We start from the raw sequence: 23164 nt of genomic DNA, 5'->3' as shown, positions 1-23164 counted from the left end.
TCGTCATGGCCGGGCCTGTCCCGGCCATCCACGTCTTGCCGTGGTCGAAGGAAGACGTGGATGCCCGGCACAAGGCCGGGCATGACGGCTCCAAATCGAGATCGAAATCGCCGCGATTCCTGCCTAATGAACTCTCGCGAATCGCGCTTTCCTACAGCCCTGAAAATGCCGTTTCCGGGCCTTGAAAAACAGCCGAAAAATCCCATTTATTCAACAGCTTGCCGACCGCCACTTTGTCCTAGGCGCACATCCGTTTTCATGGCACAAATTGACGTTCAAGGGCGCATTTTTTGCGACCTGATTCGACCCATCTTTGAAGGCACCTCATGACCGAACCAGCCCGGCAAACCAGCGCCGAACCTGTCCCCAATCCGGGAGCGGAATACGGCGCTGAATCGATCAGGGTGTTGAAAGGTCTCGATGCCGTCCGCAAGCGTCCGGGCATGTATATCGGCGACACCGATGACGGCTCCGGCCTGCATCACATGGTCTACGAAGTCGTCGACAACGCCATCGACGAAGCGCTGGCCGGTCATGCCACGCGTGTCGAGGTCATTCTCAATCCCGACAATTCGGTCACCGTGCGCGACGACGGTCGCGGCATTCCGACCGACATTCACAAGGGCGAAGGCATCTCGGCGGCCGAGGTCATCATGACCCAGCTCCATGCCGGCGGAAAATTCGACCAGAATTCCTACAAGGTCTCCGGCGGTCTGCACGGCGTCGGCGTCTCCGTGGTCAATGCGCTCTCCAGCAAACTCGAACTGCGGGTCTGGCGCGCAGGCAAGGAGCACTACATCCAGTTCAAGCACGGCGACGCGGTCGCCCCGCTCGAGGTGGTCGGCGACGCCCACGGCAAGCGCGGCACCGAGGTCACCTTTCTGGCCTCCACCGAAACCTTCACCAATGTCGAGTACGATTTCGCGACGCTGGAGCATCGCCTGCGCGAGCTCGCGTTCCTGAATTCGGGCGTCAACATCCTGCTGTCCGACATGCGTCACGCGGTCGAGCAGCGCGTAGAGTTGTTCTACGAGGGCGGCGTCGAGGAATTCGTCAAATATCTCGACCGCAACAAGAAGCCGGTGGTGCCGACCCCGATCGTGATGCGCGCCGAGCAGAACGGCATCAGCGTCGAAGTCGCGATGTGGTGGAACGACAGCTACCACGAGAACGTGCTCTGCTTCACCAACAACATTCCCCAGCGCGACGGCGGCACCCATCTGGCGGGCTTCCGCGGCGCGCTGACGCGCCAGGTCACCGGCTATGCCGAAGCCATGGCGAAGAAGGAAAAGATCGCGCTGACCGGCGACGATTGCCGCGAGGGCCTCACCGCCGTGCTTTCGGTGAAGGTGCCTGACCCAAAATTCTCGTCGCAGACCAAGGACAAGCTGGTGTCCTCGGAAGTGCGGCCGGTGGTCGAGAACGTGCTGAACGCGGCGCTCTCCGCCTGGTTCGAGGAACATCCCGCCGAAGCCAAGACCATCGTCGGCAAGGTGATGGAAGCCGCCGCCGCGCGCGAAGCCGCGCGCAAGGCGCGCGACCTCACCCGCCGCAAAGGCGCGCTCGACATCGCATCATTGCCCGGCAAACTCGCCGACTGTCAGGAGCGCGATCCGGCCAAGTCCGAACTTTTCATCGTCGAGGGTGACTCGGCAGGCGGCTCCGCCAAGCAGGGCCGCAACCGCGAATTCCAGGCCGTCCTGCCGCTGCGCGGAAAAATCCTCAACGTCGAGCGAGCGCGCTTCGACAAGATGCTGTCGAGCGAGCAGATCGGCACGCTGATCACCGCGCTCGGCACCGGCATCGGCCGCGACGATTTCGACATTTCCAAGCTGCGCTATCACAAGATCATCGTTATGACCGACGCCGACGTCGACGGCGCGCATATCCGCACGCTGCTGCTGACGTTCTTTTTCCGGCAGATGCCGGCGCTGATCGAAGGCGGCTACCTCTATATCGCCCAGCCGCCGCTGTTCAAGGTGACGCGCGGCAAGTCCGAGCAGTACCTCAAGGACGAGCGTGCGATGGAAGATTACCTGATCGAGACCGGCCTTGATGATTGCGTTCTCAAGCTGGCGTCGGGCGAGGACCGCAAGGGCCGCGACCTTCAGGCGCTGCTGGAAGACGCGCGCGTCATTCGCGGCATCCTCAACAGCCTGCACAGCCGCTACAACCGCAGCGTCGTCGAACAGGCGGCGATTGCCGGCGTGCTCGCGCCGCACGTGATCGGCGACATCGAGAAAGCCAATGCGGCGGCGGACTACATCGCCAAGCGCCTTGATGCGCTGGCCGACGAAGTCGAGCGCGGCTGGATCGGAAAATTCACCGAAGGCGAGGGCTATTTCTTCGAGCGCACAGTGCGCGGCGTCAAGGATGTGGCCATTATCGACGACGCGCTGCTCGGCTCCGCCGAGGCGCGCAAGCTCGATGAATATGCCGGGCGGCTGCAGGAAGCCTATCCGCGCAGCGCGATGCTCCGCCGCAAGGACACCGAGACCCCGATCCATGGCCCGATCAGCCTGTTCGAGGCGGTGACCGACGCAGGCCGCAAGGGCGTCGCCTACCAGCGTTACAAAGGCCTCGGCGAAATGAATCCGCAGCAATTGTGGGAGACGACGCTCGACGTCAACGCGCGCTCGCTGCTGCAGGTGAAGGTCAAGGAAGTCGACGCGGCGGACGACATCTTCACCAAGCTGATGGGCGACGTGGTCGAACCACGCCGCGAGTTCATTCAGGACAACTCGCTCGACGCCAACGTCGACGTGTAAGCGCTCCCCGGCTGCGTTGTCGCGAACTGGCTTGGCGTCTGGAAATCGCGGTATGACAGTCAACGCCCTCGCGACCGATGCCTCACTGGCGCATCTGCTTCCCGGTGCGCAGTTCGCCGATACGTTTCGCATCGCGACCGGCGACGCCGACCTCACCGCGCGGCAGGCGGCGGAGCGGATGTTTCTCAATCCGCCGCCCTGGATAGACCGGCTGATGCGGCTGCGCAACGCCATCGTCGCGCCGCTGGGCCTCAAGACGCCCTCCCACAGGAAAGCCATCGCGGCGAATTCGATCGGACCGTTTCCTGTGATTGCGGAGACGCCGCAACGCGTCGTCGCGGGCTTTGACGACAGGCATCTCGACTTCCGCGTCATCGTAGATGTGGCAGGTTCGGCACCCGATCGGCAGGTAACGGCAACGACGCTGGTCAAGACCCACAACCTGCTCGGCCGCGCCTATCTCGCCGTTATCATGCCGTTCCACAACATGATCGTTCCGGCGATGCTGCGGCAAATCCGCGATGAACCTTTGGCGGGCTGACGCGACCAAGGGAATGAGGCGTCCGACCTCGCAAATCCCGCCTCGCCACGCACCATCGCACAAAGGACCGACCCATGTTTTCCCGGCGCAAAACCGCGACCCGCCTCGCCCTGGCAGCTTTGGCGCTTGCCGCCGCACATGGCGCCTGGGCCCAGGAGACCAAGATGAATCTATTCAAAGTCGTCACCGTCAAGGACGAGATTGTCATTGGCCTGTCGGAAACCGAACTCAAGGTGCTCGGCGGCACCGATGCCGGCGCGGTCGCCCATGCGCTGACGCAGAAAGGCGACATCACGGTCTGGCAATACAACGTCAAGCGCGGCGCGAACGGCGAGATGCTGCAAGCGCCCACCGCGAAGATCGGCCTGATCGCCAATACGTCGCTGCGCGTCGAACCCTATGCGACGCCCTACGCCATCATACCCCACGATTGAGCGGTCCGGACTTACCGGTAAGGCGTCCCGGCTCAGATCGGGACGCCGATCACCCCGTTGCACAGCCGCGCCATGCACCAGCCCGGCTTGAATGCGGGGCGTGGGCCGCATAGCCTCCCGGCCAGTTCCGGGAGACGAATGAACAATGGCGAATGAAACCGCAACGCTGGCCGCTTACGTCGCGAACCTGAAATACGAGGATATTCCGTCCGAAGTGCTGGAGCGCGCCAAGGGGCTGACGCTGGATTTTCTCGGCAGCGCCGTGCGGGCGCGCAGCGAAGCGGAATCGACGCCGTCGCTGCTGGCGATGCTCGCCACGCTCGGTCTCGACGGCAAGGGCAATGCCACCGTCTGTGGCGACGCCAAGACTTACACGCCGGCCATCGCGGCGTTGCTCAACGGCGCGCTCGGCCATTCGCTCGATTTCGACGATACCCATGCCGATTCCTCGCTGCATCCCAGCGCGCCGGTGGTGCCGGCCGCGCTCGCGGTGGGTGAAATTCTGGGATCGAGCGGACGCGACGTGCTGACCGCTATCGTCGCGGGCTATGAAGTCTGCTGCCGCCTCGGCAACGCGCTCGATCCGACATCGCATTACGCAAAGGGCTTTCACCCCACCGCCACCGCCGGCACCTATGGCGCGGCGGCGGCGGCGGCGAAGCTCTACAAGCTCAGCGCGGACCAGATCGTCGCGGCATTCGGCGTGTCGGGCAGTCAGGCCGCGGGCTCGCTGCAATTTCTCGTCAACGGGGCGTGGAACAAGCGCTATCAGGTCGGCGCCGCCGCGATGAACGGCGTGGTCGCAGCTTCCTTGGCGCGTGAAGGTTTCATCGGCTCCACCGAATCGGTCGAAGGCAAGCACGGCCTGCTTGTGGGCTACACCGATGACCCGCATCCCGAGAAAGCCACGGCAGACCTTGGCCACGTCTACGAGACCATGAAGATCGGCGTGAAGCCCTATCCCAGCTGCCGCTACACCCACGCCGCCATCGACGCACTGATCGCCATGCGCCGCGAGCACAACCTGACGCCGGAAAACATTAAAAGTGTCGAGATCGGCCTGCACCGCAACGGCATCACGCTGACCGGCGACGCCGCCACCAAGCGCCACGCCCGCAGCGTGGTCGGCGGACAGTTCTCGATGTTCTTCACCGGCGCGCTGGCGCTGGATCAGGGCTCGTTCGGCTGGGACGACTACAAGCGGCTCGGCGATCCCGCCATCGAGGCGCTCGCCGACCGGATCGAGGTGGTGCAGGACGCCCGGCTGGAAGGCAAAAGCCATCCGTTCGGCGCGCGCGTCTCGATCGAAAGCGGCGAAGGCACGCTGGAGCGCATCATTCCCGATCCGTCCGGCGAGCCGTCGCTGTTTCCCGATGCGGCGGCGATGCAGCAAAAGTTCCTGCAACTGGCGCGGCCGGTGTTGCACGAACGCGCGGACCGCTTTGCCGACGCGGTGCTGTCGCTGGAGAAGTTCGACCGCATCGACCGGGTCACATCGCTCGCGCGGCTTTGAGCCGCACCATCCGAAACGCCCGCACATCGGGCATTCCCGGACGAAAGTCGGGGACGCAGCGTCTGGAATCGGTCGCATTCCCTGCGTATCATTCGCCGACAAGGCCGGATCGCACGGGAGCTGACTGACGCGATGGCGACACTGGGACTGGATCGCGCCTTTCTGGGCAATCTTCTCAACACGCTGACCACACGCGGCCGCAGCCTGCTCGGCCTGTCGAGCGGTTCGGACGCGATGTCGAAAGCCGAACTGGTCACGCTCGGCGAAACGCTGCTGTCCCGGCGCGGCGAGGCCAGCGGCGTCGCGCTCGCCAACACCTTGCTGGCCGGCTATGCGGCGGCGAGCGAGGACGACCAGCTCGCCTTTCTCAATGCGCTTGCCGATCTGTTCGGGCCGGACATGGCCGAACTCAACGCGGCAATGGACGCCGTGCGCGACAAGGGCACCTCGCCGGACACCGTAAGCAAATTATTGAAGGCTGCCGAGCCGCGCCGCCAGGAACTGATCCGGCGGCTTAATCTTGCGCCCGGCGGCACCGCGTCGCTGGTGCGGATGCGCGAGGCGCTGCTGGCGCATATCGCCGATCATCCCGCGCTCAAGCATGTCGATGGCGATTTCGTGCATCTGTTCTCGTCGTGGTTCAACAGAGGTTTTCTCGTGCTGCAACGGATCGACTGGACCACGCCTGCCAACATTCTGGAAAAGATCATCCGCTACGAGCAGGTGCATGCGATCTCGAACTGGGACGACCTGCGCAGCCGCCTCGCCCCGTCGGACCGCCGCTGCTACGGATTCTTCCATCCGCAACTGGTCGATGAGCCGCTGATCTTCGTCGAGGTGGCGCTGACCCGCGAGAGTCCCGCAGCGATCGCGCCGCTGCTGGATCTAACGCGCACGCCGATCGCGGCATCGGAGGCCACCACGGCAGTCTTCTATTCGATCTCGAACACGCAGCGCGGGCTTGGCGGCATTTCCTTCGGCAATTTCCTGATCAAGCAGGTGGTCGAGGACATCAAGCGCGAACTGCCCAACGTGCAGACCTTCGTGACGCTCTCGCCGGTGCCCGGCTTCGCGGCCTGGCTGAAGCGCGAACGCGCGGAGGAGAGTTCGACGCTGCTCGATGCGGCGGCGCGCGCGACACTCGATGCGCTCGATCGGGCGGACTGGGCCGATGACGCGGCCATCGCCGAACAGGTCAAAGCCACGCTGCTGCCGCTGGCGGCGTATTACTTCCTCGAAGTCAAAGGCCCGCGCGGACATCCTGTCGATCCGGTGGCGCGGTTCCATCTCGGCAACGGCGCCCAGCTGGAGCGGCTGAATTTCCTCGGCGACCGCTCCGACAAGGGCATGCAGCAGTCGCACGGGCTGATGGTCAACTACCTCTATGCGCTCGACAAGATCGAGACCAATCACGAGGCCTACGCCGAAAAGGGGCAGGTTGCATCATCTCCGGCGGTTCGTAAGATGCTGCCCGCGCGTGCAATCGTGGAGACCCCGGCCAGCGCCTGAGGCGACAAACAGCACACCAATTTCGATTGTCCTACGCGGGCTTGACCCGCGTATCCACCATAAGTGAATTTTCTTGAACGATGGATTGCCGGGTCATAGGCGAGCGGAAGCGACGCCGTTCTTTGAACGGCGATGCCCGGCAATGACACAACAACCCGGAGACGCGCCATGAGCTGGATGCCCTCGAACGATCCGATCCTCGGCGACCCGCAGACCTGCGACGCGCTTGAACTCATCATCGTGCCGCGCACCCGCGATCTCGGCGACGGCTTCGCGGTGCGCCGCGCGCTGCCGCACGGCAAGCGGCAAATGGTCGGCCCCTTCATCTTCTTCGATCACTTCGGCCCGGTGCAGTTCGTCGCCGGCAAGGGCATGGATGTGCGGCCGCATCCGCATATCGGTCTCGCCACTGTCACCTACCTGTTCGACGGCAGCATCATGCATCGCGACAGCGAGGGCAACATTCAGGAGATCCAGCCCGGCGCGATGAACCTGATGACGGCGGGCCGCGGCATCGCCCATTCCGAGCGCACGCCGGACGTGCAGCGCGCCAACGGCCAGAAGATGCTCGGCCTGCAAAGCTGGATCGCGCTGCCTGCGGGCAAGGAAGAGATCGCGCCGTCGTTCCAGCATTTCGCCGCCGCCACGCTGCCGGAAGTGCAGGACACGGGATTCAAGGCGCGGGTCATCGCAGGCTCGTCGTTCGGCGTGACATCGCCGGTCGATATGGTGTCGGAGTGGTTCTACACCGAAGTCGCACTCGACGAAGGCATGCGCGTGCCGCTCGATGCCGATCATGAAGAGCGCGCGATCTACGTGGTCGACGGCGAAATCGAGATCGCCAATGAACGATTCGAAGGGCCGCGGCTGCTGATCTTTCGTCCGGGCGACCGCATCACCGTGAAGGCGACGCGCCCGGCGCGGATGATGTTTCTCGGCGGCACCGCGCTGGAAGGCCCGCGCCACATCTGGTGGAATTTCGTTTCCTCCAGCAAGGATCGCATCGAGCAAGCCAAGGCCGACTGGAAGACCGGGCGTTTCGCCCATGTGCCCGACGAGCAGGAGTTCATTCCACTGCCGGAGTGACGCGCGCGGACACGCTTCGCGCCGGCAATTCCCCGAACAGATATTCCTAAGACTCTTCTCCGAAAGCAGATCTCTTCATGAGCGAATTTTCAATGAGCGACAACATCGATCGTCTCGCCGCGCAGATCAAGCTGCTTCAGGGCGAGCTTGAGGCGGAGTTCGCGATCCGCCGCGCCAAGCTGCGTTACACCCTGCAAGGCAAGCGCGCGGTGTTCGAAGAAGAGATCCTGCGCGCCCATCGCGAGTTGCGCGTAAGTCTCGCAAAATATGTCTTCAATGCGAACCTGATGACGGTCGTTACCGCGCCGGTGATCTACGGCATGATCGTGCCGTTCGTGATCCTCGATCTCACGATCACGCTCTACCAGTGGATCTGCTTTCCGGTCTACGGCATCGAGAAGGTGAAACGCAGCGACTATTTCATCTTCGACCGCGCTCACCTCGCCTATCTGAACATTCTGGAAGCGCTCAACTGCGCTTATTGTTCCTACGGCAACGGCCTGATGGCCTATGCGGGCGAGATCGCCGGCCGCACCGAGCAGTACTGGTGCCCGATCAAGCATGCCCGCAAAGCGGTCTCGGCGCACCAGCACTATATCGGTTTCGCCGATTTCGGCGATGCCGAGACGTTCCGCAAGAAGTATGGCCATCCGGAACGAGGTCAGGGCAAATAGCGGCTTCGTCTCCGCGTCATTGCGAGCGAAGCAATCCAGTCTTTGAATCAAAAAAACTGGATTGCTTCGTCGCGAGTGCTTCTCGCAATGACGCTTGTAGCTCGGTTTCCTCGCACCTCAGAACACCGTATAACCGCCGTCGATCACGATCATGTCGGCGGTGTGATAGGACGATGCCTTGCTCATCAGGTACACCGCGATGCCGCCGAAATCCGACGGCTCGCCAAACCGGCGCATCGGGATGCGCGGCATCACGTTGCCGACGAACTTGTCGTTGGCCATCAGCCCTTCCGTCATGTCGCTCTTGATCCAGCCGGGCAAGATCGCGTTGGCGGTGACGCCGTAGCGCGCCAGTTCGACCGCAAGCGCGCGGACCACGGCATTGATGGCGGATTTGGTCGCCGCATAGTGTTCGTTGCGCGCCGTGCCGAACAGCGACGCCATGCTCGATGTCGCGACCAGCCGCCCGAACGCGTCGCCCTTCTCCGCGCGCTCGGTCATGTGCCGCGCCGCCGCCTGAAATACATGGAACACGCCGTCGAGATTGGTGGCGAACATCTTGCGCCAATCTTCTTCGGTGCGGTCGATGAACGCATGCCGGCCGCCGCCGCCGATACCGGCATTGGCAAAGCAGCCGTCGATGCGGCCGAACTTGTCCAGCGTCGCCGTCATCGCGGCCTTCACCGAGGCGGCGTCGGTCACGTCGCAGACACGCGTTTCGACCTTGCCGCCCTTGATCGTTGCCGCCGCCCGCGCGTTCTTCTCGGCATTGCGGCCCCAGATCGACACGGTGCAGCCGGCCTCGCCAAGCGCCTGCGCGATGCCAAGGCCGATGCCGCCATTGCCGCCGGTCACCACCGCCACGCGGCCGCTCAGATCGAAAATGCCCATGATCGTTTCACTCCGGTTGTAGGGTTGGCGTCGCGCATTTGCCGCGCCGCGTTCGTCGCGACATTGGCCAATCGGCCCGGCAAAATCAAACCCGCAAGGATTCGCGCATCGCTTCCGCCATGCGAAATTAAAGTTCGCAGTGCATGGCTGGTCCGACAGCCGCCCTGCGATCAGACGCGCCGTTTACACGCCATCTGCTTTCCGGAATAGTTCGCTCCGAAACGAACACGGCAGCCCTGCCGGACGTCACGTTCAATCAATCAAAATCAATCAAACGAGGAACGCATGCAGTTCAAACATTGCAGACTGGAATTCGACGGACCGGTGGCAACGCTGATGTTCGACCATCAGGAGGTCATGAACGCCTTCTCGCCGGACATGTACGAAGGCCTGACCGAAGCGCTGGATGTCATCGAGGACAAACGCGACGAGGTCCGTTGCGTCGTGCTGACCGGCGCTGGCAAGGCGTTCTGCACCGGCGCCAACCTCCAAGGCCGCAACGACAAGAGCCCCGGCCGCAAGACCGCGGGATCGTCGCTCGAGACCGTGTTTCATCCGTTCCTGCGCCGCCTGCGCAACCTGCACTGCCCACTGGTCACATCGGTCAACGGACCGGCGGCCGGCGCGGGCATGAGCTTCGCACTGATGGGCGACCTCATCCTGTGCGCGCGTTCGTCTTACTTCCTGCAGGCCTTCCGCCGCATCGGCCTGGTGCCGGATTGCGGTTCGACCTGGATCCTGCCGCGGCTGATCGGCAAGGCCCGTTCGGTCGAGCTGTCGCTGCTGGGCGAACGCCTGCCGGCGGAGAAGGCGCTGGAGTGGGGACTGGTCAACCGCGTGGTCGATGACGCGGCTCTCGCCGAGGAAACCAAGAAGCTCGCGCACGATCTCGCCAACGGACCGACCGTGGCGCTTTCGCTGATCCGCCAGCTTTACTGGGAAAGCGAGCACAATTCGTTCGAGGATCAGCTCGATCTTGAAATGCGTTCGCAGCTCAAGGCAGGCAAGAGCGAGGATTTCAAGGAAGGCGTCGGCGCCTTCCTCGCAAAGCGCCCGGCAAAGTTCACGGGACGCTAAGCCGCACCGGCAGACATTCACGAACACGGCAAAGGCCGCGCCGGAAACGGCGCGGCCTTTGCCTTGAATCGCGCCGCGCATTCTCATTGCGCGCAAGCGCCGCCCGTAAAAATAATTGTCACAAGATTCTCTTTTACGTCAGCGTTGCGGTCGTCTAGGACAGGCCTGCCTTCCTGCATGGACATCCCGCGTGGCTTTCCCCTCCACCAACCCCGTCTTCGGCCCGGACGCGACCTTTCGCGCCCGGCTGAACGACATGATCGCGAGCGCAGCCCCCGCCGTTCTGACCATAGCCTTCGGCCTGTCCTATTCCGTGCTGATCTTCTCCGGACCGCTGGTGGCGTACCTGCCCTACGGCATCGCGGCGACGTTCACGGCAACCGCGATCATCGCGGCGGTGGTCGCGCTGGGCAGCACCTTTCCCTTCGCGATCGGAGCCCCGGAAACATCCACCGCGGCGGTTACCGCCATTCTGGCGGCGTCGCTGGTCGAACATATCGCGGCAGCCGACCCGTCCGCCCCGCTGCTCGGCCCGGTGCTGCTGACGCTGTCCGCCGCCACCATCATCACCGGCGTGGTGCTCTGCAGTCTGGGGTTAACCCGGATCGGCCATGCGATCCGCTATGTGCCTTACCCCGTAATCGGCGGCTTTCTCGGCGCGACGGCTCTGCTGATCGCGCTGGGCGGAGTCCGGGTCATTACCGGCCTTTCGGTGCGGCTCGATACCCTGCCCTCGTTCGCAAATGCCATGACGGTGTACGAGCTTCTCGCCGGATGCGCACTGGCATTCACGATCTATCGGACGTGGCACCGCTCCCGTAATCCGCTTGCGCTACCGGCGATCCTGATTGCCGGCATCGTGGTGACCCATATCGTCTTCGCCTTCGCGGGCCTCTCGGTGGAACAGGCCCAGGCACTGGGCTGGACATTCAAGTCGCTGCCGCGCGCCAGCCTGACGATGCCATGGCACCTGGACGACATCGGAAACTATCCGTGGCAGGCGCTGCCGGGACTGATCGGCAATCTCATCGCCGTCATCTTCGTCACCGCGATCAGCACGCTGTTCAATACCACCGGCATAGAGGTTGCGACCAATCGCGAGGCGAATCTCGAGCGCGAGCTGAATGTCGCGGGAGCCGCCAACATTTTGTCCGGGCTTTTCGGCGGCTATGCGGGATGCATCTCGCTCAGCCGGTCGCTGCTCAATGCCAGCAGCGGCGCAACCGGCCGCCTCTCCGGGCTGACGGTGTCGGCGATCGCCGTGCTGATGCTGGTGGCCGACCCGGCACTGCTCAGCTACATGCCGAAATTCATTCTCGGCGGGCTGCTGATCTATCTCGGAGTCGATCAGCTCAACCGCTGGATTGTCGAATCGCGGCGACGGCTGTCCACCATCGAATATCTGTCGCTGCTCGCGATTATCTTCATCATCGTGAAGTGGGGCTTCGTCGCCGGCGTGGTGATCGGAACCATCATCGGCTGCGCGACATTCGCCTTGAGCGCCTCGCGCATCAGCTCGATCAAATTCGGCTTCAACGGCGCCGAGTACCGCAGTTCGCTCGATCGCTCGCGTGATGATCTGGCGCTGCTGGCCAGCCACGGCAAGGAAATCCACGGGCTCAACCTGCAAAGCTATCTGTTCTTCGGTTCGGCCAACCGTCTCTATCAGCATGTCAAAGCGCTGCTGCTGCACCATCCCGAGTGCCGCTATCTGGTGTTCGATTTCAGACTGGTGACCGGCATCGATTCATCGGCAGCCTACAGCTTCGCGCAGATCCGGCGCTCGGCAATCGAGAGCGGCGTGAAGCTGGTTGTGGTCAATCTGCCGCCCGCCACCGAAAAGATGCTGCGGTCGGGAGAGTTTCTGTCGGGCGATGTGCTGGTGATGCCGGAGCTCGATCACGCGCTGGAGTGGTGCGAGAACGAGATCATCGCCCGGCATCGCGGGCTGGCGCAGGAAGAAGGCGATCTGCAAGGCTGGTTCGCGGCCATCCTCGGCAGCGACCAGGACGCCGCGGACCTGGCGCGGCGCTGCCAGCGCATCGAGGTCGGCGCGTTCGAGATCATCGCGCGCGCGGGCGAGCCGGCGGATTCGATGCTGTTTATTCTGAACGGCAGGGTCGGCGTCATGGTGGATGCCGGCGAGGGCCGCACCACACGCGTCCGCAGTTTGGGCCGTCATACCACGGTGGGCGAGATGGGCCTCGTTGCGCGCCAGCCGCGCAGCGCCACGATCCAGGCGGAAGTCGACAGCGTGCTCTACATGCTGCGCGCGGACGCGTTCAAAGCGATCACGACCGACAATCCGGCTCTGGGCCAGAAGCTACTGACCTATTTCATGTCAGTGATGGCCGAGCGGCTGACATTCGCCAGCCGCATGATCGGCGTGCTGCGGCGATAGCTTCCGCGGAAAATCAGGCAACGTGGCTCATGAAAGCTTCGCGGCGGCCGATCATGCGCTCTGCCGCGACCTTGGCCTCTTCGCGCGTCGACGTCGCATAAGTGCGATATTCCAGATCGGGTGATGTGACCGGATCGCGCTTGCCGAACCACGACGCAAATGACTTCGGCGTCGACGTGATCGACGACAATGCCAGTGCCAGGTTATCGACGGCCTCGAAAGCGAACAGCGCTCCGGAGGACGTGTGCCTCACCTCAAAAACCCCGGGTCCAATGGGCGCTTCCAGCTTCTCGCCGCGTGCGGCTTTCGGATAACGTTTCCATTCGCTCCAGGTCGAGGTCATAGCGCCCTTCTTCCCGCCGCACGCGCGGGTCTGCTCTTGAATATTGGCTTCTGGTCCGCGCACTTGCCACGGACGAACGACTGAACGAATTCGGCCGGAAAAAGTTCCGGCAGGAACGCTCTACTCGCCATATGGATGCGGGCACGACGGGCTTCAAGCGCAATCGCGGTTAACCGGCGGTCACCAGATGGTGAACAATTGGCATGGTGAATGGCGCCGGGGGTGGCGGCTCACACCGGCAACCCGGCGTCCTTTGCCAGCGCCTTCAGCGAAGTCTGCGGTCGCGCGCCGATATGCTGGATGACCTCGGCGGCGGCCAGCGCACCGAGCCGTCCGCACTGCTCATGGCTGAGGCCACGCACGGTGCCGAACAAAAATCCCGCCGCGAACAGATCGCCCGCGCCGGTGGTGTCCACGACCTGTTTCACCGGAAATGCCGGAACCGCTGTCACCTTGTCCCTGGAAACAACCACGCAGCCTTTCTCGCTGCGGGTGACGACGGCGAGCGACGCATCGGCACGCAGTTGCGCCAGCGCCTTGTCGAAGTCGTCGGTCTGATACAGCGATGACAGCTCGGCCTCATTAGCGAACACCAGATCGACGGTCTTGCTGCGGATGAGATCGAGGAACTCGTCGCGGTAGCGGCCGACACAGAACGCATCGGACAATGTCAGCGCCACGCTGCGCTTGTTGTCGTGGGCGATCTGCGAGGCTTTCAGGAATGCCTCTTTCGCGTTGGCCGGGTCCCACAGATAGCCTTCGAGATAGACGATCGACGAGGCCGCGATCTGCGCCGGGTCGATATCGGCGGGCGACAGGTCCTGTGCGGCGCCGAGATAGGTGTTCATGGTGCGCTCGCCGTCCGGCGATACCAGTACATAGCAGCGCGCCGTTGCGGGACCGTTTGATGCGGGACGGGTCGCGAACGCCACCTGCGCGGCGCGGATGTCGTGGCTGAAGACATGGCCGAGCTGATCGTCGCGGACCTTGCCGACGAACGCCGTGCGGGCGCCGAGATCGGCGAGACCGGCAATGGTATTGGCGGCCGAGCCACCCGAAATCTCGATGGCCGGTCCCATCGCCTGATAGATCGCCGCGGCCCGCGCCTCGTCGATCAGCGCCATCGCGCCCTTGGTCATGCCCTGTTCCGCGAGGAAGCCGTCCTCGGTCTTCGCCAGAATATCGACGATGGCGTTGCCGATGCCGAGAACGTCGTATGTCGCTGCGGTCATTAATGATATTCCTGTAGGAAAGGAGCAAAACCGGCAAAAGCTGGTATTTCAGGGAGAATGCCGCCAGTTCCAGATCGTTGGAGCAACCGGCGACCTATCACGACACCACGTCCGCCAGCAAGCATGTGACCCGCAGAACAGCCCGATGATCCGTCATATCCTGACCGTATCCACCGGAACGCTGACGTCGCGCGCGCTGGGATTCACGCGCGACGCGCTGGTCGCAGCCTTGCTCGGCGCAGGCCCGATCGCGGATGCGTTTCTGGTGGCGTTCCAGTTCATCAACGTGACGCGGCGCTCGTTCACCGAAGGCGCGCTGAACGCGGCGCTGGTGCCGGACTATCTGCGGGTGCGCGAAACCGAAGGCGCGATCGCCGCCTCGGCGTTTGCAGGCCGGGTGCTCGGCAGCGTCAGTCTCATTCTGATCGGCATCGCGCTCCTGCTCGGCCTGCTGATGCCGCTCGTGATCTCGGCGCTTGCACCGGGCTTCATCGGGCAGGAGACGCTGCAACTCGCCGTCACCGACGCCCGGCTGATGATGCCGTATTTTGCCTTCGTCGGACCGTCCATCGTGATGATGGGCGTGCTGAACGCCGAGCATCGCTTCATGCTGACCGCGATTTCGCCGGTGCTGTTCAATATCACCATGATTACTGTGCTCATCGTGCTGCTGGTGTGGCGGCACGATCCGCTGTTTTCGGCCACGGTGATCGCCGGCGCGGTCGGCGTCGCAGGATGCCTGCAAATGCTGATCCTCGTGCAGCGCAGACCGTGGCGCGACGGCGTCGCGACGCCGATCAGGATTTCGTTCGATCCGCAGATTCGCGGCTTCTTCCGCAAGGGCATTCCCGGCATGATCGCCAACGCCGGACCGCAATTCCTGATCGTCGGCGGCGCGATCATCGCCTCCCGTTCCCCCGCCGCGGTGTCGTGGCTTTATTTCGCCAACCGTCTGATCGAATTGCCGCTCGGCATGGTCGGCGTAGCGATGGGCACCGTGCTGGTGCCGGAAATGACCCGCGCGATTCGCAGCGGGGACAAGCCCGCATTGATGCAGGCGGAATCCCGCGGGCTGGAACTTGCCACCGGCCTCGTGCTGCCGGCGACGCTCGGCCTTTTCATCCTGAGCCAACCGATCATCCGCGTGCTGTTCGAGCATGGGGCGTTCACCGCGGCGGACACCGCCGCCACCGCGCAGGCGCTTTCCATTCTCGCGCTCGGCTTGCCCGCGCATGTTCTGGTGAAGGTGCTGTCGCCCGCCTTCTTTGCGCGCGAGGATACCAGGACGCCGCTGGTGGCGACCATCCTCGGCGTCATCGTCGCGGTGATCTGCGGACTGGTGTTCGGACACGTCTATGGCGCAAGCGGGGTCGCCGCCAGCATCTCGCTCGGCGCATGGTTCTGCGCGGCCGTGCTCGGCTGGCGGGGGGCCGCCACCTTCGGCTTCTCCATCGACGCCGTGGCGCGGCGGCGGCTGCCGCGGATCGCCGCCTGCGCAGCGGCGATGGGAGCCATGCTGTTCCTTGCCGAATCCTTCGTGGCTCCCGTGACGGCGAATGCGGGCTTTGCAGCCGAGATCACCATCCTCGGCGGGCTGGTGGCAGCGGGGGTCTCGTTCTACGGCCTGTTGCTGGATCTGTTCGGCGTGGTCAGCTGGGGCGAAGCCATCGGCAATTTGCGCGATAGCGGCTTGCGTGAGTAACCCTCGCAGGACTCGGTATTTTCATACGTTTTCCTCACGCGAACCGGTATCCACCTCGCCCGAAAACGCTATAAAGACGCGCATCTTTGGGACGGCTGCCGGGCGGCGGCGGCACAGGAACGAGTAAAAATGGCTGCAAAAGAACTGGTGTTTTCAGGCGTCCAGCCGACGGGCAATCTGCACCTCGGCAATTATCTCGGCGCCATCGTCAACTTCGTCAAACTTCAGGACACCCACAACTGCATCTATTGCGTGGTGGACCTGCACGCCATCACGGTCTGGCAGGACCCCACTGAGCTGACACGCAACATCCGCGAGGTCACGGCCGCTTTCATCGCCGCCGGCATCGATCCGAAGAAGCACATCGTCTTCAACCAGAGCCAGGTTTCCGAACATGCGGAGCTCGCCTGGGTGTTCAACTGCGTGGCGCGGCTGGGCTGGCTCAACCGCATGACCCAGTTCAAGGAGAAGGCCGGCAAGGACCGCGAGAACGCATCCGTGGGTCTTTACGCTTATCCGAACCTGATGGCCGCCGACATTCTGGTCTATCGCGCCACCCATGTGCCGGTCGGCGAAGACCAGAAGCAGCATCTCGAACTGGCGCGCGACATCGCGCAGAAGTTCAACAACGATTTTTCGGACTCGATTCGCGCGCACAGTTTCGATGAAAAATTCTTCCCGCTGCCGGAGCCGCTGATCACCGGCCCCGCCACGCGCGTGATGTCGCTGCGCGACGGCTCCAAGAAAATGTCGAAGTCGGACGCATCGGATTATTCGCGCATCAATCTGTCCGATGACGCCGACGCGATCGCGCAGAAGGTACGCAAGGCCAAGACCGATCCGGAGCCGCTGCCGAGCGAGGAAGAGGGCCTGAAGACGCGCCCCGAAGCGGACAACCTCGTTGGCATTTACGCCGCGCTCTCCGGTCGATCCAAGCCTGACGTGCTGCGCGAATTCGGCGGCGGACAGTTCTCCGGCTTCAAGTCCACGCTGGTCGATCTCGCGGTGGCAAAGCTCGGCCCGATCGGCGCGGAGATGAAGAAGCTGACGCAGGATCACGCCTACGTGGACTCGGTGCTGGTTGACGGCGCGAATCGCGCGCGCGTCATCGCGTCGGAGACCATGAACGCGGTAAAGGACATCGTCGGATTCATTCGCAAGCGGTAGAGCATGATCCCGAAAAGTGGCAGCCGGTTTTCGGACCAGATCATGCCCCTTGGATGACTCGTCGCGAATCGGGTTCCGTCAAGCCTCTTCTCGTCTTGTCGGCGCGCCCTCGCGCGTGGCAGCATGATCCCGGTTCATCATCCGGGACATGCATGAGCAGCCAGCGACGAAGTTACGAGCAGGGTCACAAGCCGAAATGTCTGGTCGTCGTTGACGACACCGCGGAAGGCGATCGTGCGGTTTATTATGCGAGCCGCTGGGCGATGCGCGTCGGCGGCGGCGTGGTGATGCTGCGTGTCATCGATACCGGCGACCGCAATCAGCAATGGCTTGGCGTTGCCGAAATCATGCAGGCCGAAGCCGAGGAAACCGCGAACGCGGCACTCGACCGCGCCTCGGGCCGCGCCAATGGCATTGCCGCCATTACGCCCGAGCGCGTCATCCGTGAAGGCGATCCCGGCGAGCAGATCCTCGATGTCATCGACAAGGATGTCGATATCGCCATGATCGTGCTGGCCGCGAGCGCGGGCGCGGAGGGACCGGGGCCGATCATCACCCTGCTGGCAAATGCCGCGGGGACATTCCCGGTCCCGATGACCATCGTGCCCGGCAACCTCAGCGACACCGACATCGACGCTTTGTCGTAAGATCACGCACTTTAGATCACGCACCGCGCCGTCCCGGCGCTGGCCGGGACCCATAACCACAGGATTCACGTCGGATTGCTGCAGTAAGCCGGGGAGTATGGGGTCCCGCTTTCGCGGAGACGACCCGGAACCCCGTTCGCGGCTCGGAACACCCCTCATGCGCCCTTGATGGTGCTTTTTGAGGCGCTATCTGTGCTATAGGAACCGCACACTTAACCCGTTCGCGCCGGCCTTGAACCGGCGATGCGCCGGAGAATCAAATGTTTATCCAGACCGAAGCGACCCCCAATCCCGCCACCCTGAAGTTCATTCCCGGCCGCGCCGTGCTCGACAGCGGCACCATGGAATTCGCCGACCGCGACGCCGCCACCCGCTCGCCGCTGGCCGAGCGGCTGTTCGGCGTGCCGGGCGTCACCGGCGTTTTCTACGGCTCCGATTTCGTGACCGTCACCAAGGACGACAGCGACTGGCAGCATCTCAAGCCCGCGATCCTCGGCGTCATCATGGAGCACTATATGTCGGGCGCGCCGCTCTTGGCCGACGGTCAGGTGGCGGACGGCGATGCACCCCATGCCGACGAGTTCTTCAACGAGGCCGACACCGAGACGGTCGCGATCATCAAGGATCTGCTGGAAACGCGGATTCGCCCGGCGGTCGCCAGCGACGGCGGCGACATCACCTTCCGAGGCTTCAAGGACGGCATCGTCTATCTCGACATGAAGGGCTCCTGCGCCGGCTGCCCGTCCTCGACGGCGACGCTGAAGCACGGCATTCAGAACCTCTTGAAGCACTTCATTCCGGACGTGGTCGAAGTCCGGCCGATGAACGGCTGAGTTTATCTCAGTTCGTTCTCACATTTTTCAGATTGTCATGGCCGGGCTTGTCCCGGCCATTTTCATTTGCGACGTGCTGTGAATTAAAGCGTGCTGTGAATACTGCTTTCTTCCCCTCTCCCCTTGTGGGAGAGGGGAAGAAGCAAGATTTCCGTATCCATCACTGCTAAAGCTATCTCCATGATCGTTCTCGCCATCGATACCGCGCTGGATTACTGCGCCGCCGCCGTGCTGGACGCCGGCGCGATGACCATGATCGCGCAGGAAACCCTGGAGATGAAACGCGGCCATGCCGAAGCACTGATGCCGCTGATCGACCGCGTCATGAAGGCCTCGGGTCTTCCCTATCTCGGCCTCGACCGCATCGCGGTGACCACGGGGCCGGGCAGCTTCACTGGATTGCGTGTCGGCATTTCGGCGGCGCGCGGCATCGGCCTTGCCGCCGACAAGCCGGTCGTCGGACTCACCACCTTGTCGGCCTATGTGACGCCGCTGGTCGCCGACAAGCAGGAGCAGCCGATTATCGCCGCGATCGATGCACGGCATGACCATGTGTATTTCCAGGTTGTCGCGGGCAATGGCGCGGCGTTGATGCGGCCGGCGGTGGCGCCGATCGAGGACACGTTCGCGGCGGCGCGTTTCGGGGCGCTGCGCATGGTCGGCAATGCCGCGCAATTGCTGGCGGATCGCTGGCCGAAGCAGGTCCCAGCGCCGGCGCTGGTCGATCCGAAACCCGGCCCGGACATCGGCTGGGTCGCGTGGCTCGGAGCCACGACCGAACCCGGCACATCGCCGGCGAAACCATTTTATCTGCGGCCGCCCGACGCCAAACCGAAGGCGGGGTACGCGCAACCAGCGGCGCGTTCCTGATCATGCGCATTCCCGCATTTCTCGCCGGACTGTTTGCAAAACTTTTCACGCGTGCGGACGCGGTGGTCGAGCCCGCCAGCCTGCGCGATGCGCCGCATCTCGCGCGGCTGCATCGGGCATCGTTCCATCGCGGCTGGGGCACCGACGAATTCGAGCAGATCCTGATCGAGCGCAACACCCTCGCCCACCGGCTTCGGCTCGGCGGAGCGATCATCGGCTTCATCGTGTCGCGCACCGCGGCGGACGAGGCGGAAATCCTCTCCGTCGCCGTGGCGCCGAAGTATCGCGGACGCGGCTTCTCCCGCGACCTGCTGCGGACGCATCTGGGACACCTTGCCGGGCGCGGCCTGAAAACCGTGTTCCTCGAGGTCGAGGAGAACAACCGGCCCGCCTGCGCGCTTTATGAACGCGCCGGATTTCGCACGGTCGGCCGCCGCGAGCGCTATTACAAGGACTCCAGCGGTCAGGAATTGAACGCCATAGTGATGCGGCGAGACTTGTTGTAAGCTCGCGCCGGTGGCAAAAGACGCCAGTGTGGTGGTTCGCAAGTCCGCAACATTTCTCGGCCCGTCCATTTGAGGACTTGCGAACCAAAACCACACTGGAATTAGAGATTCTAGTGTCCTTTTGAATCCGAAGTTCGCTATGGAGTGCGCCGCAAAAGCAGGCGAACATCGGATTCAGGACACTAGCACCCACCGGAACCGATTATGACCGCTCTCAAATCCATGCCTGCTGGCAAGCATACGGACATCGAAAAGCGCTGCGCCGCAGCGGGAATGCGGATGACCGAGCAGCGCCGCGTCATCGCGCGCGTGCTGGCGGAAGCCGCCGATCATCCCGACGTCGAGGAACTCTACCGGCGCTGCGTCGCGGTCGACGACAAGATCTCGATCTCGACGGTGTATCGCACCGTCAAGCTGTTCGAGGACGCCGGCATCATCGAGCGCCATGATTTCCGCGAGGGCCGCGCCCGCTACGAGCAGGTGCCCGAGAGTCATCACGATCATCTCATCAACCTGCGCGACGGCACGGTGATCGAGTTCACCTCCGAGGAAATCGAAAAGCTCCAGACCGAAATCGCGCGCAAGCTCGGCTTCAAGCTGGTCGATCACCGGCTGGAGCTGTATTGCGTGCCGTTAGACGAAAAGACTAGGGACGACGACAAGACTTGACCACCTCGTCCCCTTGCGATCTCGTGATCTTCGACTGCGACGGCGTGCTCGTCGACAGCGAAGCGCTGGCCTGCGTGGTTCATGCCGAAGTGCTGACCCAGCACGGCTACCCGATCTCCGCCGAGCAGGTGCATGACCGCTTTCTCGGACGTTCGGCGCGCGAGGCGCGGCTGGAAGTCGAGCGCGAACTCGGCCGCACCTTGCCCGACGCCTATACCGCGCAGTTGAAGGCAACGATCGACCGCGTGTTCGACGAAAAGCTGCAACCCATTCCCTATATCGCCGACGCACTGGCCGGATTGTCGCCGCGCATCTGCGTGGCATCGTCGGGCACACCGACGCGGATTCGCAGGAGCCTCGGCACCGCCGGATTGCTCGGCCACTTCACGCCGCATCTGTTCTCCGCGATGCAGGTCGATCGCGGCAAGCCCGCGCCCGATCTGTTTCTGTTTGCCGCAGCACAGATGAATACGCCGCCGGCGCGATGCCTCGTCATCGAGGACAGCGTGCCCGGCGTGACGGCCGCCCGCGCCGCCGGAATGACCGTGCTTGGCTTCCACGGCGGCAGTCACTGCCGGCCCGCCACATCCGTTGCGCTGCGCGCCGCAGGCGCAAATGCGACGTTCAACGATATGCGGGCTTTGCCGGATCTCATCGCGCAAAGCCTCAATCGCGATGAAATAACAGCCATTTAGACCGTTTTTGAGCGTCCCGGAGGCGGCCCGGTCGCTGGATTTCGGCGCTCTTTATCTATATTTGAAGCGCAGCGCGTGTTCCGCAGAAGTGGATACCGGTTCTGCGACCAGAATACGCGCCACATGACATTTTGGAGCGGCCGAACCGGGGCCGCTGAACTGCAAGGTTTCGATGACTCCGCCGCGCAAGCTGCACATCAAGTCCTACGGCTGTCAGATGAACGTCTACGATGCGCAGCGCATGGTGGACACGCTGGCGCCCGAGGGGTTCGTCGAAACCGCCAGCGTCGACGACGCCGATCTCGTGATCCTCAACACCTGCCACATCCGCGAGAAGGCATCCGAGAAAGTCTATTCAGAACTCGGACGGCTGCGCACCGCCAAGGATGAAGCCGCGCGCAACGGCCGTGAGATGCGGATCGCTGTTGCCGGCTGCGTCGCGCAGGCCGAAGGCAGCGAGATCATCCGCCGCGCGCCGGTGGTCGATGTGGTGGTCGGACCGCAGAGCTATCATCACCTGCCGCAACTGCTGGCGAAAGCGAAGGCCGACGGCCGCGCCATCGAAACGGAATTTCCCGTCGAGGACAAGTTCGCGGCGTTGCCCGATCCGAAGCCGGCGATGATCCGCGCGCGCGGCATTTCCTCGTTCGTCACCGTGCAGGAAGGCTGCGACAAGTTCTGCACCTTCTGCGTGGTGCCCTATACGCGCGGCATGGAAGTATCGCGCCCGGTCGCGCGCATCGTCGATGACGTGCAGCGTCTTGCGGACAACGGCGTGCGCGAGATCACGCTGATCGGCCAGAACGTCAATGCGTTTCATGGCGCAGGTTCCGACGGCCAGCCGTGGTCGCTCGGCCGGCTGCTGCATCGCCTCGCCGCCATTCCCGGCATCGTCCGCCTGCGCTACTCGACCAGCCATCCGCGCGATGTCGACGATGCATTGATCGAGGCGCATCGCGATATTCCAGCCGTGATGCCCTTCGTGCATCTGCCGGTGCAATCCGGCTCCGACCGTATTCTGGAGGCGATGAACCGCAAGCACACCGCCGCGGATTATGTCCGCACCGTCGAGCGGTTCCGCAAGGTCCGCGAAGACATTGCATTTTCATCGGATTTTATCGTCGGTTTCCCGGGAGAAACCGAGAAAGACTTTTCGGCAACACTCGCGCTGGTCACACAAATCAGTTACGCTGGCGCTTATTCGTTCAAGTATTCGCCCCGGCCCGGAACGCCGGCCGCGGACATGCAGGAGACGGTCACGACAGCTCCGGTCAAGACAGCGGTGATGGACGAGCGATTGGCGCGGCTCCAGGAGTTGATCGACAGCCAGCAGGCCGCTTTCAATGCGGCGGCGATCGGCAAGACGGTCGATGTGCTGTTCGAACGCGCGGCGCGCAATCCCGGCCAAATCGTCGGACGCACGGCTTATCTGCAGCCCGCCCATGTCATGGCTTCTCCCGACATCATCGGCCAGGTGCTGCCCGTCGCCGTCGACAGCCTCGAGCGTTACAGCCTGATCGGCGCCCTCGCCGCGCCTTCTCACGTCTCGCCGCTTGCACCGTCAGCCGACACGTCCCCGACCGCCATGACCACCGGAGCCTGAACC

At 63.5% G+C, this 23164-nt stretch carries 21 protein-coding genes; 18 read left to right on the top strand and 3 right to left on the bottom strand.

The features are described 5' to 3' along the window. The first annotated feature begins 326 nt into the window (after positions 1 to 326). The 7 genes from gyrB to LVY71_RS01820 all read left to right on the top strand — a co-directional run bounded on the left by gyrB (position 327) and on the right by LVY71_RS01820 (position 8525). Positions 327 to 2768, top strand: coding sequence for a DNA topoisomerase (ATP-hydrolyzing) subunit B (gene gyrB, locus LVY71_RS01850; protein WP_235097631.1), 2442 nt, complete (start codon positions 327 to 329; stop codon positions 2766 to 2768). 52 nt (positions 2769 to 2820) lie between these two features. After that, positions 2821 to 3309, top strand: coding sequence for a DUF2867 domain-containing protein (locus tag LVY71_RS01845; protein WP_235097629.1), 489 nt, complete (start codon positions 2821 to 2823; stop codon positions 3307 to 3309). Positions 3310 to 3383: 74 nt separating this feature from the next. After that, positions 3384 to 3743 (top strand): hypothetical protein, encoded by a 360-nt coding sequence (locus LVY71_RS01840; RefSeq protein WP_235097626.1) that lies wholly within the window; start codon positions 3384 to 3386, stop codon positions 3741 to 3743. Positions 3744 to 3888: 145 nt separating this feature from the next. Further along, on the top strand, positions 3889 to 5256 hold the full coding sequence (locus LVY71_RS01835) for an MmgE/PrpD family protein (protein ID WP_235097624.1): 1368 nt from the start codon (positions 3889 to 3891) through the stop codon (positions 5254 to 5256). A 132-nt stretch (positions 5257 to 5388) separates the two neighbouring features. Beyond that, on the top strand, positions 5389 to 6765 hold the full coding sequence (locus tag LVY71_RS01830; RefSeq protein ID WP_235097622.1) for a malonyl-CoA decarboxylase: 1377 nt from the start codon (positions 5389 to 5391) through the stop codon (positions 6763 to 6765). Between the two features lie 168 nt (positions 6766 to 6933). Next, positions 6934 to 7851 (top strand): pirin family protein, encoded by a 918-nt coding sequence (locus LVY71_RS01825; protein WP_235097620.1) that lies wholly within the window; start codon positions 6934 to 6936, stop codon positions 7849 to 7851. Positions 7852 to 7943: 92 nt separating this feature from the next. Beyond that, entirely contained in the window at positions 7944 to 8525 is a 582-nt protein-coding gene (locus tag LVY71_RS01820; protein ID WP_235099985.1) for a hypothetical protein, read from the top strand. A 117-nt stretch (positions 8526 to 8642) separates the two neighbouring features. Here LVY71_RS01820 and LVY71_RS01815 read toward each other — a convergent pair whose 3' ends face one another. Continuing rightward, positions 8643 to 9416, bottom strand: a complete 774-nt coding sequence (locus tag LVY71_RS01815) for an SDR family NAD(P)-dependent oxidoreductase (RefSeq protein WP_235097618.1) — start codon at positions 9414 to 9416, stop codon at positions 8643 to 8645. 285 nt (positions 9417 to 9701) lie between these two features. Here LVY71_RS01815 and LVY71_RS01810 point away from each other — a divergent pair, with 285 nt between their 5' ends. Both LVY71_RS01810 and LVY71_RS01805 read left to right on the top strand, forming a co-directional pair. Continuing rightward, the gene (locus tag LVY71_RS01810) at positions 9702 to 10493 is read left to right on the top strand and encodes an enoyl-CoA hydratase/isomerase (RefSeq protein WP_235097616.1); all 792 of its coding nucleotides are present in this window, start codon (positions 9702 to 9704) and stop codon (positions 10491 to 10493) included. Between the two features lie 256 nt (positions 10494 to 10749). Continuing rightward, on the top strand, positions 10750 to 12894 hold the full coding sequence (locus tag LVY71_RS01805) for an SLC26A/SulP transporter family protein (RefSeq protein ID WP_235099984.1): 2145 nt from the start codon (positions 10750 to 10752) through the stop codon (positions 12892 to 12894). Between the two features lie 13 nt (positions 12895 to 12907). Here LVY71_RS01805 and LVY71_RS01800 read toward each other — a convergent pair whose 3' ends face one another. Together LVY71_RS01800 and LVY71_RS01795 are read right to left on the bottom strand one after the other, a co-directional pair. Continuing rightward, positions 12908 to 13237 (bottom strand): hypothetical protein, encoded by a 330-nt coding sequence (locus LVY71_RS01800; protein WP_235097614.1) that lies wholly within the window; start codon positions 13235 to 13237, stop codon positions 12908 to 12910. A 230-nt stretch (positions 13238 to 13467) separates the two neighbouring features. Next, a complete protein-coding gene (locus tag LVY71_RS01795; RefSeq protein ID WP_235097613.1) occupies positions 13468 to 14469 on the bottom strand; it encodes an adenosine kinase in 1002 nt (333 codons plus the stop codon). A 145-nt stretch (positions 14470 to 14614) separates the two neighbouring features. On the opposite strand from LVY71_RS01795, the gene murJ reads away from it, so the two are divergent. The 9 genes from murJ to miaB all read left to right on the top strand — a co-directional run bounded on the left by murJ (position 14615) and on the right by miaB (position 23161). Continuing rightward, positions 14615 to 16171: a murein biosynthesis integral membrane protein MurJ gene (gene murJ / locus LVY71_RS01790; protein WP_235097611.1), complete on the top strand. Its 1557-nt coding sequence runs from the start codon at positions 14615 to 14617 to the stop codon at positions 16169 to 16171. A gap of 129 nt (positions 16172 to 16300) precedes the next feature. Then, positions 16301 to 17338: a tryptophan--tRNA ligase gene (gene trpS, locus LVY71_RS01785; protein WP_235097609.1), complete on the top strand. Its 1038-nt coding sequence runs from the start codon at positions 16301 to 16303 to the stop codon at positions 17336 to 17338. Positions 17339 to 17490: 152 nt separating this feature from the next. Next, on the top strand, positions 17491 to 17985 hold the full coding sequence (locus LVY71_RS01780; RefSeq protein ID WP_235097606.1) for a universal stress protein: 495 nt from the start codon (positions 17491 to 17493) through the stop codon (positions 17983 to 17985). Between the two features lie 260 nt (positions 17986 to 18245). Further along, positions 18246 to 18818, top strand: a complete 573-nt coding sequence (locus LVY71_RS01775; RefSeq protein WP_235097604.1) for a NifU family protein — start codon at positions 18246 to 18248, stop codon at positions 18816 to 18818. A gap of 180 nt (positions 18819 to 18998) precedes the next feature. Continuing rightward, a complete protein-coding gene (tsaB, locus tag LVY71_RS01770; RefSeq protein ID WP_235097602.1) occupies positions 18999 to 19688 on the top strand; it encodes a tRNA (adenosine(37)-N6)-threonylcarbamoyltransferase complex dimerization subunit type 1 TsaB in 690 nt (229 codons plus the stop codon). A gap of 2 nt (positions 19689 to 19690) precedes the next feature. Further along, positions 19691 to 20194 carry a ribosomal protein S18-alanine N-acetyltransferase gene (gene rimI / locus LVY71_RS01765; protein WP_235097600.1) on the top strand — a complete coding sequence of 168 codons (504 nt, stop codon included), beginning with the start codon at positions 19691 to 19693 and terminating at the stop codon, positions 20192 to 20194. Between the two features lie 204 nt (positions 20195 to 20398). Further along, positions 20399 to 20863: a Fur family transcriptional regulator gene (locus tag LVY71_RS01760; protein WP_235097597.1), complete on the top strand. Its 465-nt coding sequence runs from the start codon at positions 20399 to 20401 to the stop codon at positions 20861 to 20863. Then, positions 20860 to 21558, top strand: a complete 699-nt coding sequence (locus LVY71_RS01755; protein WP_235097596.1) for an HAD family hydrolase — start codon at positions 20860 to 20862, stop codon at positions 21556 to 21558. Before LVY71_RS01760 ends, LVY71_RS01755 begins: the two co-directional genes overlap by 4 nt. 172 nt (positions 21559 to 21730) lie before the next feature. Next, a complete protein-coding gene (miaB, locus tag LVY71_RS01750; RefSeq protein WP_235097594.1) occupies positions 21731 to 23161 on the top strand; it encodes a tRNA (N6-isopentenyl adenosine(37)-C2)-methylthiotransferase MiaB in 1431 nt (476 codons plus the stop codon). Positions 23162 to 23164: the final 3 nt, after the last annotated feature.

The organism is Bradyrhizobium sp. G127 (assembly GCF_021502575.1).
Classification (GTDB): domain Bacteria; phylum Pseudomonadota; class Alphaproteobacteria; order Rhizobiales; family Xanthobacteraceae; genus Afipia.
The sequence above is the reverse complement of the archived record's forward strand: the minus strand, read 5'-3'. Positions and strand labels throughout refer to the sequence as shown.